Source organism: Paenibacillus sp. y28, from assembly GCF_037137075.1.
GTDB lineage: Bacteria > Bacillota > Bacilli > Paenibacillales > NBRC-103111 > JBBBNV01.
The window spans coordinates 32,059-46,044 of sequence record NZ_JBBBNV010000011.1 but is presented as its reverse complement, the minus strand read 5'-3'; the positions used below and the strand labels follow the sequence as shown (position 1 = coordinate 46,044).

Genomic DNA, 13,986 nt, shown 5'->3' with positions numbered 1-13,986 from the left:
GACACGTATGATTCGTACGTAGCAGAGGTGTCGTCGGTCCGGTTCAACGGGGCTTGACGGAACAAGGGTGGCAGCGCGAGATAAGATCTCGTCCCTTAGGGGACGGGATTTTTTTGTTTTTCAGAGGTCCGCTAAAAAAGAAGACCTAAAGCAACATTTGATGATGAGGAGAGTTATGACAGGATGAGAAAAATTGATGTCAAAGAAAAAGCGAGAGTCCGCGAGCTGCGGGTGCTGGAGCAGTGGAAGCAGCAGGATACGTTCCGCAAATCCATCGAGCACCGGAAAGGGAGACCGAATTTCGTCTTTTATGAAGGGCCGCCGACAGCAAATGGCAAGCCGCATATCGGGCATATGCTGGGCCGGGTCATTAAAGATTTTATCGGCCGCTACAAAACGATGTCCGGCTACCATGTTGTGCGCAAAGCCGGGTGGGACACCCACGGGCTTCCGGTAGAGCTCGGCGTAGAGAAACAGCTTGGCATTTCGGGCAAGCAGGAAATCGAGAATTACGGTGTAGCGCGGTTCGTGGAGAAGTGCAAGGACAGCGTGTTTGAATACGAGAAGCAGTGGCGCGAGCTGACTGAGGCCATCGCGTACTGGACGGACATGGACCATCCATACGTCACGCTGACCAACGATTATATCGAGAGCGTCTGGCACATTTTATCGGAGATTCATAAGAAAGAGCTGCTCTACAAGGGCCACCGCGTCAGCCCGTACTGTCCGGACTGTCAGACGACGCTCAGCTCGCATGAGGTCGCGCAGGGCTATGAGGATGTTAAGGATTTGAGCGCCACGGTCAAATTCAGAAGCAAGGCCGGCGGCGAGATTTTCCTGGCCTGGACGACGACTCCATGGACGCTGCCCGCGAACGTGGCGCTGGCGCTGAATAAAGACCTGGATTACGTCAAGGTGAAAAAGCAGGGCGAAGTCTATATTGTAGCCAGCAATTTGGCGGAAAAGGTCATGAAAGAGGATTACGAGATTTTATCCTCCCACAAAGGCTCCGAATTCGTCGGTACGGCTTATGAGCCTCCGTTTGGGTATATTAGCGCGGGCAAGGGGCATCTGGTTGTGGATGCCGACTATGTCAGTGACACAAGCGGTACGGGGATTGTTCATATCGCTCCGGCACACGGGGAAGACGATTACCGGACGACCCGCCAGCACGGCATTGATTTCGTCAATGTGGTGAAGGCGGATGGCACTTATGCAGACGAGATTACTGAATTTGCCGGGCGTTTTGTCAAGGACTGTGATGTGGATATCGTCAAGGCGCTCTCCGAACGCGGCCTGCTGTTCTCCAAAGAGCGCTATGAGCACAGCTACCCGTTCTGCTGGCGCTGTAAATCCCCGCTGCTGTACTACGCGATGGAAAGCTGGTTTATCCGCACGACGGCTGTGAAGGAGCAGCTTATCGCAAACAACAGCCAGATCCAGTGGTATCCGTCGCATATCAGGGAAGGCCGTTTCGGCAAGTTCCTGGAAGACCTCGTCGATTGGAATATTAGCCGGAACCGGTATTGGGGGACGCCGCTGAACGTATGGGTTTGCCAGGACTGCGGGACGGAGCATGCGCCGGGCAGCATCCAGGAGCTGAAGGAGAGATCCGTGCAGCCGCTTGGCGATGATCTTGATTTGCATAAGCCGTATGTGGATGATATTAAACTGCGCTGTTCGTGCGGCGGTACGATGGAACGGACCTCCGAGGTGATCGACGTGTGGTTCGACAGCGGTTCGATGCCGTTTGCCCAGTATCATTATCCGTTCGGGGATAAGCAGCTGTTCCAGGAGCAGTACCCGGCCGATATGATTTGCGAAGGAATTGACCAGACCCGCGGCTGGTTCTTCAGCCTGCTGGCGGTATCCACCTTGTATAACGGCAAGGCCCCGTACAAGGCCGTCATTTCGACCGGTCACGTGCTGGATGAGAACGGGCAAAAAATGTCCAAGAGCAAAGGGAACGTCATCGACCCTTGGGAAATTATTGAAGAGTTCGGCACCGACGCTTTCCGGTGGGCCTTATTGTCCGACAGCGCGCCATGGAACAGCAAACGGTTCTCGAAGCAAATTGTCGCGGAGGCCAAATCGAAGGTTATCGATACGATTAACAATACTCATGCGTTCTATGCTCTCTACGCAACGATCGACCGCTATCAGCCGGAGGATTACACGGAGCAGGCGCTTGCAAACGAGCTGGACCGCTGGGTCATCTCCAGACTGAACAGCACGCTGCAGCAGGTGGTAAAGGGACTTGATGCGAACGATTTCCTGAACCCGGCGAAACAAATCGAAGCGTTTGTCGATGAGCTGAGCAACTGGTACATCCGCCGCTCGCGCGACCGGTTCTGGGGAAGCGAGATGAACGGGGACAAAATCGCCGCCTATCAGGTGCTGCGCCGCGTCCTGATGACTCTCGCCCGGATCATTGCCCCTTACGCGCCGCTGATTGCGGAGGATATGTACGGCAATTTGGGCGGACAAGGAAGCGTTCATTTGGCGGATTATCCGCAGGTTGACGAAGCCGCCATTGACCAGGCTCTGGAGAGCGACATGGAGACGGCAAGGCAAATTGTCGAGCTGGCGCGAAGTGTACGGAACGAGACGGGCATCAAGACCCGCCAGCCGTTGTCCGAGCTTATTGTGTCGCTGGATCGTGATTTTAACCTGAGCCGGTTCAGCGAAATTATCCGGGACGAAATCAATGTGAAGCACCTTCGCGTCGAGCAGAGCGACAGCGGGTTCGTCGATTTTACATTGAAATTGAACCTGAAGGCGGCAGGCAAAAAGTACGGCAAGCTCGTCGGACCGGTTCAACAGCAGCTCAAGCAGCTTGACGCGGCAGGAGCCAAGCAGGCGGTGGAACAGGCATATATCGATATGACGGTGGACGGTGAGACGCTGCATATTACGCTGGACGAGCTGCTGGTGGAGAAGGTGGCGAAGGAAGGCTTTGCTTCCGCGTCCGGCTACCAAATGACAGTGGCTCTGAATACAGCCATCACGGAGGAGCTGGAGCAGGAAGGCCATGTGCGCGAGGTTATCCGCGCTATCCAAGACTACCGCAAGAAGCTGGATTTGCCGATTGAAAAGAGAGTAAATCTTGTCGTCGATGCGGATGCGAAGCTGAAGCAGGCGCTGGAGCGGTTCGATTGGCTCTTACAGGAAAATGTCCTGCTGTCGGGTATTCGCTTTGCCCAGGAAGCGGAGATGGAATCCGTTCCGATGGGGGACGGCACGGTTCGCTTGCGTATCGAATAAGCATAAGGCATCCATTAAAATAAACAAACCGTGGAGGAAGCTATGGCTCACATTAGAGAAGCGGCGGCAAGCGATATGGATCTCATGATCGGGATTTGGCTTCGTGGCTCAATTCAGGCCCACAGCTTCATCGACCGGGAGTATTGGATGTCCAAGGCCGATGCCATGAAGAACACCTATTTGCCGATGGCTGTAACCTATGTTTTGGATGAAGGGGAAGGCCCGGTAGGCTTTATTTCCATGGTGGATCATTATTTGGCTGCGCTGTTTATCGACCCGGTGCATTGCCGGAAAGGATACGGCCGGAGGCTGCTGGATGATGTGAAGCGGCGGAAGGATCGGATCGAACTAAAGGTGTACCGGGAAAATGAAGGGGCGCTTGGCTTCTATCTCAAAAACGGGTTTACGATCCGGGAAGAACTGGTGGATGAGCAGACGTCCGCTGCAGAATATGTTATGGTCTGGACCAGGGCACAGTAACAGCGGATTGTGCTGTCCGAGTCAAGAGGACAGTCCCCGGCTTGTATACCAGAAAAAAGCGTGAAGAGCATACCGCTCTTCACGCTTTTCTAACGCGATGCTTGATCTGGGGTGAAAAAGGGGGATAATCTTGAGCAGCTTGAACATCAGGGAGATTAAGCCGCAGGAAGCACCGATGGCGTTACTGCTGCTGGCTGACCCGGAAGAGCATGTCATTGCATCGTATCTTCCCCGCAGCCGATGCTTTGTACTAGAGCATGAAGGGCGAGTAGCAGGCGTGTATGTTTTATTGCCGACGAGGCCATACACGAGCGAAATCGTCAATATTGCCGTAGCCGAGCATCTGCAGGGGAACGGCTTCGGAAAAGCTATGCTTGCTCATGCGATTCAGCAGGCCCGCGCAATAGGCTCTCATACCATTGAAATCGGGACAGGCAATTCAAGCATCGGCCAGCTGTACCTGTATCAGAAATGCGGATTTCGTATTACCGGTGTCGAGCTTGATTTTTTTACCAGACATTATCAGAATCCCATTTATGAGAACGGCATACTGTGCAGGGATATGCTTCGCTTGCAGCAGCACATTGCGCCATAAGATACAAAGAAGAAACGGCCGAGGCAAGGGATTGCTGCAGTCTTTAAAGCCTAATCGTACTTGTCTTCTTCAATCCGCAGCTGATTGTCCAGAATAAGCTCCGCTTCCGTCTCGAAATTCAAATGCAGCGGCGCGGGCAGCTGCTCGACGATGGTTTGAATCTCAGGCAGCTCCAGCAGTTCATCCAGTGTTTGCGGCTTATGCTCCAGCGCTGAGAGCCACTCCCGAAGCTCATCGATAAAAGCATAAAACGAAGACTGGAATTCATCCGCCGTCGGCTCGGCATCATCATGATCCGCCCCCGACATGGCGTTCCAGTTTCTTAGCATCGTATCCATTGCCTGCTGAATCGTTGTATTCACAGGGATTCCTCCTAATGAAGCATGGTGCATATCAATGGTATTGCTTTTATTATAGCAGGATTGTAAAGGTCTGCGTTCTTGGGGATGCTGCAGGGCAGGGACGAAACATTTGCCAACCGGAAGCAGATTTGCGATAATTGCGCATAGAACATCAATGGAAACAGGAGGTGCTTGGTCATGGAGCAACAAATTCTAGCATTCATCGGCTCCTATGCCGATTCAAAGGAACCGGGTCTTTACTCCTGCAAATACGATAGCGCGTCAGGCCGGCTGACGCTGCTGGATCAAGCCCGCGGCTTGCAAAATCCGACATTCGTAGCCGTAAATCGTCAAGGCTTGAAGCTCTACGCGCTGACAGAAGGGTTGAATGCGGATAACGAACGCTGCGGGGCTGCCGCTGCCTATCATATTGATCCAGCTACCGGGAAGCTGTCCTTGCTGAATCAGGAGCATACGGTGCCGGCGCCGACGTGTCATATTGTGCTTGATCAGACGAACCGATATGTGATGGTATCCAGCTACCACGGCGGTATGATTGGCTTGTCCCCGCTGGAGGAGGACGGGCGGCTGGGAGCGGCTTCGGATATTCAGCGCCACAACGGGGCAAGCGTTCTTCCTGTACAGGATCGGCCGCGCGCTCATTCCGTGTTTGTCGACCGCGCAAACCGGTATGCAGGCGCCTGTGATCTGGGGCTGGACCGGATTATCATGTATCAACTCGATTTGGCCAACCGCCGCTTCATTCCCCATGGGGAGGTTCAGGTAACGCCGGGTTCGGGCCCGCGCCATTTTGCGTTTCACCCGTCTTACCGGTACGGCTACGTCATTAATGAGCTGAATTCGACCGTGACCGCTTTCTCATACGATGAGGAGCAGGGCGTGCTGCGCGAGATCCAGACCATCTCCACCTTGCCGGACGATTACCAGGGCGAAAATGCCTGCGCCGACATACATGTATCTCCTGACGGCAAATTTCTTTACGGCTCAAACCGGGGGCATGACAGCATGGTAGTTTACGCCATCGATCAATCCAGCGGCCAGCTTGCTGTCGTGGAATACGCTTCCACACTTGGCGGACACCCGCGCAATTTCGCAGTTTCTCCCGACGGACGCTTCGTGCTGGTGGCGAACCGGGACGGCAACAACGTGGTTTCATTTGCCAGAGATGCCGAAACAGGGAAGCTGACGCCGACCGGTGATGTGCTGTCGATTTCAAAGCCGGTTTGCGTCAAATTTGCGGTGCTGGAATCTTAGGCTTTTGAAAGCTTTCTCTACGGAAGCTCTGCCATCAAATAGGACGGGCAGGCTGCGGAGGAGCTATGCTGCTTAACAAAAAAGCTGCTGGAGCCATAACGGAAATGGTGCTCTCAGCAGCTTCTTTTGAAAATAGAGCGGTCTACTCCAGCCGGTAATCGTCGACCTTCTCGCCATCTTCCCAGATTTCTACGAACAGGGCGTCACAATTATCGAAATCTTCGGGCTTGAAGGCCAGCGCTTTTTCCTCATCTGTTCCTACGTACACATTATCCATTCCAGCTTCGTTAAATGAAAGAATGACATATATTTTCACGTGATTCAGTCTCCTATCTGGTTGGTTTCATTCGCCAAGGCCCATGGCGTGAAGGCTTCCGCTGCGCCGGATCGTTCTCGCTTGCCAAGCAGAGCCGTTATCCGGTATGTAACCCGTGCTTAATGTAAGTATGCCAAGGTTTACCGCTTTATTCAAGCGGATATCCGTCAGTTGCAGCGTGATATGAACACAAGCTGTGCATCAAGTCGCTTTTGAAGCAGGCTGCCGGTAGCCCGGTAATGCTGCCGGTTTAAAATAAAATCATGAATTCTCCAATGATTGGGCAACCTGTTGGAGTATATTCCGAACGACGGGAAGAACCGGAGCCGGGCAATGCGGAGTATCGGGAAGGAAGCCCTGCGAGCCTGAAGCTTAACCAAATGTTCACAGAATCATGACAGATTTGTGTTTGTTCTGACGGGAGGGTGGATTTGTACATGGGATATGATAGCATATAGTTAAATCAGTTGAAGACAGGGAGGACGAACACCCGTGAGTATGGCAAAAAAAAATTCGCTGGAAGCGGCGCCGATTTTCTCCGGTCGGCAAATGCAAAAAATTGTATTTGAAACCATTAAAATAGGAATTATAAAATCCAATCTGATTGCTATGTTTGCCGGACTGAGCATGGCGCTTTTGATCAATAACATTCCCATGCTGGATAAAATCGGTGAAATCACACTGGCGATTATCGGCTCTGCGTTTGTCATCGGGGCGGCTGGAACCTTCAATAACCTGTATGACCGGGATATCGACTTTATCATGGAGCGAACCAAAAACCGGCCGACAGTAACCGGCCAAATGAGTTCCCGGCTTGCGCTGTCCCTCGGGAGCGGGATGTCGCTGCTCGGTGTTGTTCTGCTTTATATGGCATCGCCGCTGTCAGCGTTGTTCGGCTTCTTGGGACTCTTCTTGTACGTCGTGCCTTATACGATTTGGACTAAACGCCGTACCATTTATAATACGGAGGTCGGCAGCTTCTCCGGCGCCGTTCCGCCGCTGATTGGCTGGTCCGCCGTGTCCTCGGATTTGCTTGAGCCGGGCGCGATTGCACTCTTTGTGGTGATGCTGCTGTGGCAGATGCCGCATTTTTACGCGATTGCCATTCGCAGGCATGATGAATATAAAGCGGCCAACGTGCCGATGCTGCCGGTTGTAAAAGGATTTCAAAGAACGTACATTCAAACCAATGTGTACCTTGCAGCGCTGGTGCTGGCCAGCTTCCTGTTCTGGTCGTTAAGCCCGATTATAGTTGCCGTTGCGTTCATTTTAAGTGCCGGGTGGCTCATCATGAGTATTATGGGCTACAAGAAAATGACCTCGGAGAAATGGGCCAAAATGATGTTCATTTATTCGTTGAATCATTTGACCCTGCTGCTGGCTGTTGTTATCGGCTATTCTCTAATTAGACCGTTGTTTTAACTTTTAAGCATGACATGCCGGACCACAGCTATGTGGTCTTTTTTTTGCAGCTATGCTTGCAGGGAAGCTTATTTATTGTGCAACCCGGACCAAGGGAGTTACGTCTACAGTATGAGAAGCTGTAAACCAGACTTTCGCGTGGTTATGTTGGATACAAAATACGATCATCGTTAAAAAAACAAGGAGAAGCTGATGAAGGCACTTCATGAGAAAAAGGTGTATCTCGTTTCAGGCGCTCTGACCTTGCTCACCTGCGCTCTTTATGTCGGGCTGAGAAACAAAACCCATTACGATTTCTTAGTGTGGAACTTGTTTCTGGCCTGGATTCCAATGGCTGCAGCCGGGCTGATCGCCCCTGTACAGAGCTGGCTGAAGGGGAAGCTGAGGCTGCTGCTGCTTGCATCTCTCGGGGGCATATGGCTGCTGTTTTACCCCAATTCCCCCTACATCGTTACGGATCTCGTTCACTTGACGCTGTTAAAAACACGATATAGCGCTGACGGGCAGCTTATCTTTTATTACTGGTATGATTTTATCGTGATTATGTTGTTTGCATGGACGGGCCTGCTGCTCGGCTTCTTCTCCACTTATCGCCTTCAGGAATGGATCGGCGGCATGTATGGCCGCTTCGTTTCGTGGTGCTTTGTGCTTGCCGTGTCTTTGCTGGCCGGCTATGGCATTTTGCTGGGCAGAAAATACAGGCTGAACAGCTGGGAGGTGTTTACCGACAGGCAGGCCGTTCTGGATACAATCCGGCAAACCGTCACGATGGAGTCGGTGCTGTTCTGCCTCCTGTTCGGGCTGTTCATCGCCGTAGTACATGTCACGTTCTATGTATTCCTGCATGGCCTGCGCAAGGTATAGCCATGATGACCTATTTTTAGAACAAAGGAAGGTGCAGCAATGAACGGAAAGCAGCTGGCAGAACGATTTTTGGCGGACAACCTGCTTAACCAGGCTGCTGCTGACTACAATAGCGCAGTGAATCGGCTGGAACGCGCGTTTGGCCGTTTCGTAAGGGGCATCTTAAATGAAGATTTGTTTGCAGTTATGCCGCGGACGCCACAGGAGAAATTCGAAGCGATTGAGCTTGTTCATGAAATGTATAACGAGCTGCAGGAGCGGTTGAAGGATGCTGAAAAAGAGAGATTGCGTATCCGAACATTAACGGAGGAGCTTCGAGCCCGAAAGCTGAAGGGCTTATGCGTGCTGAAGCGCAGGTGGGAGGAGAAGTGGGCGCAGTTTTCCAGCTCAGAAAATGTACGGACAGCGGAGGATTTGATTACGCTGCTGAACGAGAAGCTGGAAGAGGTCGAATTTACCTTCGAGCTGGAGCTTTTGGCATATGAAGTCCGTACGATTACAAGAGGGGATTATCTGATTTCGGGCGAGGTCCGGGCTGAGCTGAGGAGGCTTTTGAGGACGTATGGAGAAGCGTATGGTCAACAGGAGCTGCTAGGGAAGGTGCGCGGGCTCGACTTGTACACGTTTTGAATTTTCGGAGGCGGTGAATCCGGCAATGTGGAATCGCAGTTTTTACTGGATTTCAGCAGGGGGAAGCCGCCTTGCAAAATATTCACAAAGCTTAAAAAAATAAATAATATGCTAAGAAAGGAGTTGACAATTTTCAGGTGCGTAAGATACTATCAACACGTAGTTCATGTTTTGTGTCATTTTTACCAAAGGACAGCAAGGAGGAATGCAATGGATGTAAATGCAGCAAGAGTTGGAAAAAAAGAGCCGGGTGGGCTTCATTTTTTTGACTCAAATTGAGAATGATTATCGTTATTGTGTCAGGTTCGAAGCGGGATTGGGCCTATTTTTTTGGATTATAATTGAGAATGATTATTGATATCATTAACCTTGATTTGGTTATTTATGACATCCGATAGTAGGCAAACCCAAAATCAGGGTTGAACAAATCTTGTCATCTTCGAACCAGAGAACGTTACGCTTGCTGAACAAAATCATTCATTCTCAGGCTTGGGCAGGGCCATTTATACCCTTGCGTCTGCTTGACAGGCAAGAGACATAAGGAAATCCAGGTGTCCTTGCTTCAAAAAAAGGTTCGTTTGTAGAGAGACAAATGAGAGGGAGAGAAGCTATTTTGAACAGGCAATTCAAGAAAATCATGTCGAGCTTGCTTATTGCGCTGGTGCTGCTGGCAGGCATTCCGTTTCAGGCTGCACTTGCAGTAAGTGATGCAGAAACTGCTTTAACAACGTTGACACCTTCCATTCTAGGAGGGAATAAGGTAACGGTCCGCCAATCCATTGCGAATGTCACAGATACCGTTTACCAACAGGTTTACGCATATGAAGCCCTATTTACATTTGATACGGATGAATATAACTACTCTGCTGTTACCAGCGGTAAGACCACGCTTAATAATCCTCAGGCTGCCATGATCGCTCCAGGAAAGTATAAAGTAACGACTGAGGTTTCCAATACAAGCTCGCCGGAAAGTCTGGCTGGAAGCTCAACAAACTTCATTAACTTTGCCCTGGAGTCCAAGACGACTGTGCAAACAATTAATACTACCATTACTGCATCGGACATTTATATTACAAATCAACAGGGCGACAAATTAAAACTGGAGGATGCATCCGTCGTAGTAACGGTCGGTCCTGCTGGCGATAAGACACAGCTTCGGGCCTTACTTGATCAGATAGAAACGGCTAAGCCAAGAGAAGGTATCTGGAATGGCCAGTATCCGGCCGGCACAATGTCTTCGTTCATGAGCACGTTAATTTCAGCAAAGTCAATGGTAAACAGTGGTGCATTTACACAAGCTGCAATTGATACTCAATATACGGCATTATATAATGCGTATCAGGCCTTGCTGCCGTCGGTCATTACGAACAATTCGGTTCCGACACTTCCGGATGGGGAGTACAATATTGATTTTTCAATCTATAAGTATGGAACGAATGATGTTTCGATCATGCAGAGCTACCTGGATCCAACCAGCGGAATATTGCATGTGGAAGGTAACAAGCAGTATTTCTCTTTTACCTTGAATCAGCACAAAGAAATCCTGAGCTTGAAGTCCAAGCAAAACGGCGCGCTGGTTGAAACGGATATTCCGAGTATTGACGTTGCAAACAACAAGCGTATTGTAAAATTCGAAGTTCCGGACATTGCCAAGCATCTGGACGGCTGGGTAAAAATTTATTGGCAATTAACGCCTGATTTCCTCTATGACAGCGAGTATGATATTGAGTACGGCTTCGGCGCGATCGGTATTGCGAATAAAGCGGAGTTGAATGCAGGGATCTCCTCGGCGAAAGCCAACTATGACGCGGCTGTCGTAGGCACGGATGCAGGGCAGTATTCTGAAAGTGCAAAAGCAGCGCTTCTCACAGCTATCACAACGGCGCAAGGCGTAGCTGTCAATGCGGCGGCAGCTCAGCAGGAGACGGATGATGCTGTAGCAGCGCTGGAAGCTGCGGTCCAGGCCTTTAAAAGCTCTGTTGTGCTTGGCGAAGGCACCTATCCGATTAGCTTCATGATGTACAAAGCAGGCACAGATGAGAAATCTGTGATGTATGATTATGTTAACCAAGCAAGCGGAAAGCTCTCCATCCGCGATGGAAAAAAATATGTATCGTTCACATTGAATCAAAGTAAAGAAATTTTGAGCTTCAAAACGAAATTGAATAGCAACGAGCCGCTTGCGGAAACGGCGATTATCGCTTCCGATGAAACCGCGAATACAAGAACCGTTGAATTTGAAGTGGAAGATTTGAGCAGCAAAATCGATGCCTGGGTTAAAATTTACTGGGTTATCACCGAGGGCTTTATTTATGATCACGAGTACGATGTTCAAGTCGCTGTCACGGGCGTAACGATTCCGAGTGCCGGCGATGCTGCCGCATTAGTCGCTCTGATTGCCGATGCGCAAGCCAAGCATGACGCAGCAGTAGAAGGGACCGCAACCGGCGAATATCCCGCAGGCGCCAAGGCAGCTCTGCTGACGGCGATTGCGGCGGCACAGTCGGTTGCAGACGATACGAACGCTACACAAGAGCAGATGGATCAGGCGGCAGCAGCCCTGCAAGCCGCAATAACCTCCCTTACCGGCTCTGTGATTGGTGCTGTATCGAAGGCGACACTCACAACTTCACCGGCAACTGTTTATGGCGGCAACCGGGTTTCGATTCAGAATCGGATTATTTCAGTAAGCGACAGCGCGTTCCAGCAAGTTCACGGATACGAGGCGACATTTACGTTTGATCCGGAGCTTCTAACAATGTCCACCATCAATCGAAATACGAAATATAATATTCCAGTAGCAACCGAGCTTTCACCAGGTGTTGTCAAGATGACCACTGGGGTTCTGGATTCGGAGAATCCGATTGACCTGACGGTTGATTATGCGGACGTGCTTCCGTTCTACATGAGTACGAAGACGACAACAACCGAGAAGAGCACGAGCATCAAGGTTTCCGATATGTGGGTCATCAATAAAGAGGGAAACAGGCACCAGATCGATGGCGAGCTTTCGGCTGCCGTAAAAATCATTCCTGGCGGCGATAAGACGCAGCTCAAAGCGCTGATTACCCGGATTGATGAAGAGCAGATGAGAGAAGGCGTGTGGAACGGCCAATACCCGGCAGGAGCTTTGACCGCAATGAACAGAGCGCTAAACCAGGCCAAAACCACTGCTAACGGCTCCGAAACGGCGCAAGCAACCATCGACCTGAGATATTCAGCGCTGCTGGCAGCCTATGATGCCGCGAAGCTGACTATCATCACGAACAATCCGCTGCCTACGCTGGCGGACGGCCAATATCCAATCGACTTTACCGTATTCAAGGATGGTACGAACGAAGTATCGTTTATGCATCAATTTGTCGATGAGGAGAGTGCCAAGCTGCATGTAGAAGGCGATAAAACGTTTGTTACGTTCACCCTGAAGCAGCATACGGAGAACCTGTCGCTGAAAACCTTGCAAAACGGAACTTTGGTAGAAACCGAGATTCTAAGTGTCGATACAGTCCACAACACCCGCGTGGTGAAATTTGAAGTTGCCGATCTGTCCAAGCGTTTGAATGCGTGGATTAAGGTTTACTGGGACCTCGGTCCTCCGCTCGGCATCTATGATTATGAGTACGATATTGAATTCGGCTTTGGAGCCATTACAACAGCCGGCGGCAGCACGGACAGCAGCGGGGGGAAGAAGAACAGAAGCAAAAGCAGCGGTTCCGCAAGCAGCACTGCGTCTGCACCGGCAGTAACGCTGGCAGACGGTAAATATAACGTGACCTACACGCTGTTGAGCACCGGCACTGGCGAGCAGTCCGCGCTGCAACAGCATATTGACGGCGCAGCATTGCTGGCCGTTGATGGGGATAAGAATTATGTCACTCTTCGCTTGAAGGACAGCAGTGAGATCAGCTCCCTCAAGGTCGTACAAAACGGCGTTGAGACAGAGGTGAAGGTTGTTAGCGAGAATCAGGCAGAGGGCACGCGTGAAATTCAATTTGAGGTTGCAAGCCTTGCATCCAAGGTGAAGATTACAGCGAATATCGGCGGTGAGGAAGTCGTCGCAGAGCTCTTGCTTGCAGCAGCAGACGCGCAAGAAGTGATCGACGATGAACAGCCGACGGACGAGACTCCGGCAGAGCCTGCCGATACGACCGAATCGCCAAGCATTCAACCGGTGAAGGACGTACAACGTCACTGGGCTAAGGAATATGTTGAACGCGCAGTTTCGCTCGGCATCGTTAACGGCTATGAGGATGGAACATTCCGTCCGGACGATGAAATCAGCCGTGCCGAATTTACCGTATTGATTTCACGTGTTCTTCAGCTGGAAGACACAGGATCTGCTTTGAACTATTCGGATCTTAGCCTTGTTCCGGATTGGGCGAAATCTGATCTTGCGAAAGTGGCGGCTGCAGGAATGATCAGCAGCTACGAAGATAACACCTTCCGGGCGGACCGCAGCATTACCCGTTCGGAAATTGCAGTTATCGTCGCCAGAGCCTTGAATCTGCAGCTTGATGATGCGGATAGCTTGAATTTTGCGGATGAGCAGGCGGTTCCACCATGGGCTTATGCTCATGTGGCAGCGGCATACAGCAAAGGCATCATGAATGGCAGAGACAATAATCAGTTTGCTCCGGCTGCAAATGCAACAAGAGCAGAAGCAATCAAATTAATTTTGGCGCTATTGGATGCAAAGTAATTGAAAGAATGGACTGCAGTGGATATGAAATGACTGCGGTCCGGACAGGAGGATACCAGAAAACCGGTATCCTCTTTCTTTTATCGTTATAGATTCGGAA

General features: G+C 50.8%; 10 protein-coding genes and 1 other annotated feature (1 of these 11 only partly in view). Of the genes, 8 read left to right on the top strand and 2 right to left on the bottom strand.

Annotated features, from left to right (window positions below; genetic code table 11):
* Positions 1-99, top strand: a binding site (T-box leader); it begins 158 nt to the left of the window's first position.
* Between the two features lie 84 nt (positions 100-183).
* The 3 genes from ileS to WBG83_RS10975 all read left to right on the top strand — a co-directional run bounded on the left by ileS (position 184) and on the right by WBG83_RS10975 (position 4,339).
* A complete protein-coding gene (ileS, locus tag WBG83_RS10985) occupies positions 184-3,264 on the top strand; it encodes an isoleucine--tRNA ligase (protein WP_336745062.1) in 3,081 nt (1,026 codons plus the stop codon).
* A 42-nt stretch (positions 3,265-3,306) separates the two neighbouring features.
* Positions 3,307-3,744, top strand: a complete 438-nt coding sequence (locus WBG83_RS10980; RefSeq protein WP_336745061.1) for an N-acetyltransferase — start codon at positions 3,307-3,309, stop codon at positions 3,742-3,744.
* A gap of 139 nt (positions 3,745-3,883) precedes the next feature.
* Positions 3,884-4,339: a GNAT family N-acetyltransferase gene (locus WBG83_RS10975; RefSeq protein ID WP_336745163.1), complete on the top strand. Its 456-nt coding sequence runs from the start codon at positions 3,884-3,886 to the stop codon at positions 4,337-4,339.
* A 50-nt stretch (positions 4,340-4,389) separates the two neighbouring features.
* On the opposite strand, the gene WBG83_RS10970 is transcribed toward WBG83_RS10975, so the two are convergent.
* Complete coding sequence (locus WBG83_RS10970) at positions 4,390-4,701, bottom strand: hypothetical protein (RefSeq protein ID WP_336745060.1); 312 nt, start codon at positions 4,699-4,701, stop codon at positions 4,390-4,392.
* 177 nt (positions 4,702-4,878) lie between these two features.
* Here WBG83_RS10970 and WBG83_RS10965 point away from each other — a divergent pair, with 177 nt between their 5' ends.
* Positions 4,879-5,955, top strand: coding sequence for a lactonase family protein (locus tag WBG83_RS10965; protein ID WP_336745059.1), 1,077 nt, complete (start codon positions 4,879-4,881; stop codon positions 5,953-5,955).
* Positions 5,956-6,097: 142 nt separating this feature from the next.
* On the opposite strand, the gene WBG83_RS10960 is transcribed toward WBG83_RS10965, so the two are convergent.
* Positions 6,098-6,271, bottom strand: coding sequence for a hypothetical protein (locus WBG83_RS10960; RefSeq protein WP_336745058.1), 174 nt, complete (start codon positions 6,269-6,271; stop codon positions 6,098-6,100).
* A gap of 498 nt (positions 6,272-6,769) precedes the next feature.
* On the opposite strand from WBG83_RS10960, the gene cyoE reads away from it, so the two are divergent.
* The 4 genes from cyoE to WBG83_RS10940 all read left to right on the top strand — a co-directional run bounded on the left by cyoE (position 6,770) and on the right by WBG83_RS10940 (position 13,886).
* Positions 6,770-7,693, top strand: coding sequence for a heme o synthase (gene cyoE, locus WBG83_RS10955; RefSeq protein ID WP_336745162.1), 924 nt, complete (start codon positions 6,770-6,772; stop codon positions 7,691-7,693).
* Between the two features lie 192 nt (positions 7,694-7,885).
* The gene (locus WBG83_RS10950) at positions 7,886-8,557 is read left to right on the top strand and encodes a DUF1361 domain-containing protein (protein ID WP_336745057.1); all 672 of its coding nucleotides are present in this window, start codon (positions 7,886-7,888) and stop codon (positions 8,555-8,557) included.
* 39 nt (positions 8,558-8,596) lie between these two features.
* Positions 8,597-9,187: a hypothetical protein gene (locus tag WBG83_RS10945; RefSeq protein WP_336745056.1), complete on the top strand. Its 591-nt coding sequence runs from the start codon at positions 8,597-8,599 to the stop codon at positions 9,185-9,187.
* A gap of 613 nt (positions 9,188-9,800) precedes the next feature.
* Positions 9,801-13,886 (top strand): NEAT domain-containing protein, encoded by a 4,086-nt coding sequence (locus WBG83_RS10940; protein WP_336745055.1) that lies wholly within the window; start codon positions 9,801-9,803, stop codon positions 13,884-13,886.
* Positions 13,887-13,986: the final 100 nt, after the last annotated feature.

Excerpts from the sequence above, each read along its gene's own strand:
- ileS (WP_336745062.1), top strand. The coding sequence starts at position 184 with ATGAGAAAAATTGATGTCAAAGAAAAAGCGAGAGTCCGCGAGCTGCGG.
- WBG83_RS10980 (WP_336745061.1), top strand. The coding sequence starts at position 3,307 with ATGGCTCACATTAGAGAAGCGGCGGCAAGCGATATGGATCTCATGATC.
- WBG83_RS10965 (WP_336745059.1), top strand. The coding sequence starts at position 4,879 with ATGGAGCAACAAATTCTAGCATTCATCGGCTCCTATGCCGATTCAAAG.
- cyoE (WP_336745162.1), top strand. The coding sequence starts at position 6,770 with ATGGCAAAAAAAAATTCGCTGGAAGCGGCGCCGATTTTCTCCGGTCGG.
- WBG83_RS10950 (WP_336745057.1), top strand. The coding sequence starts at position 7,886 with ATGAAGGCACTTCATGAGAAAAAGGTGTATCTCGTTTCAGGCGCTCTG.
- WBG83_RS10945 (WP_336745056.1), top strand. The coding sequence starts at position 8,597 with ATGAACGGAAAGCAGCTGGCAGAACGATTTTTGGCGGACAACCTGCTT.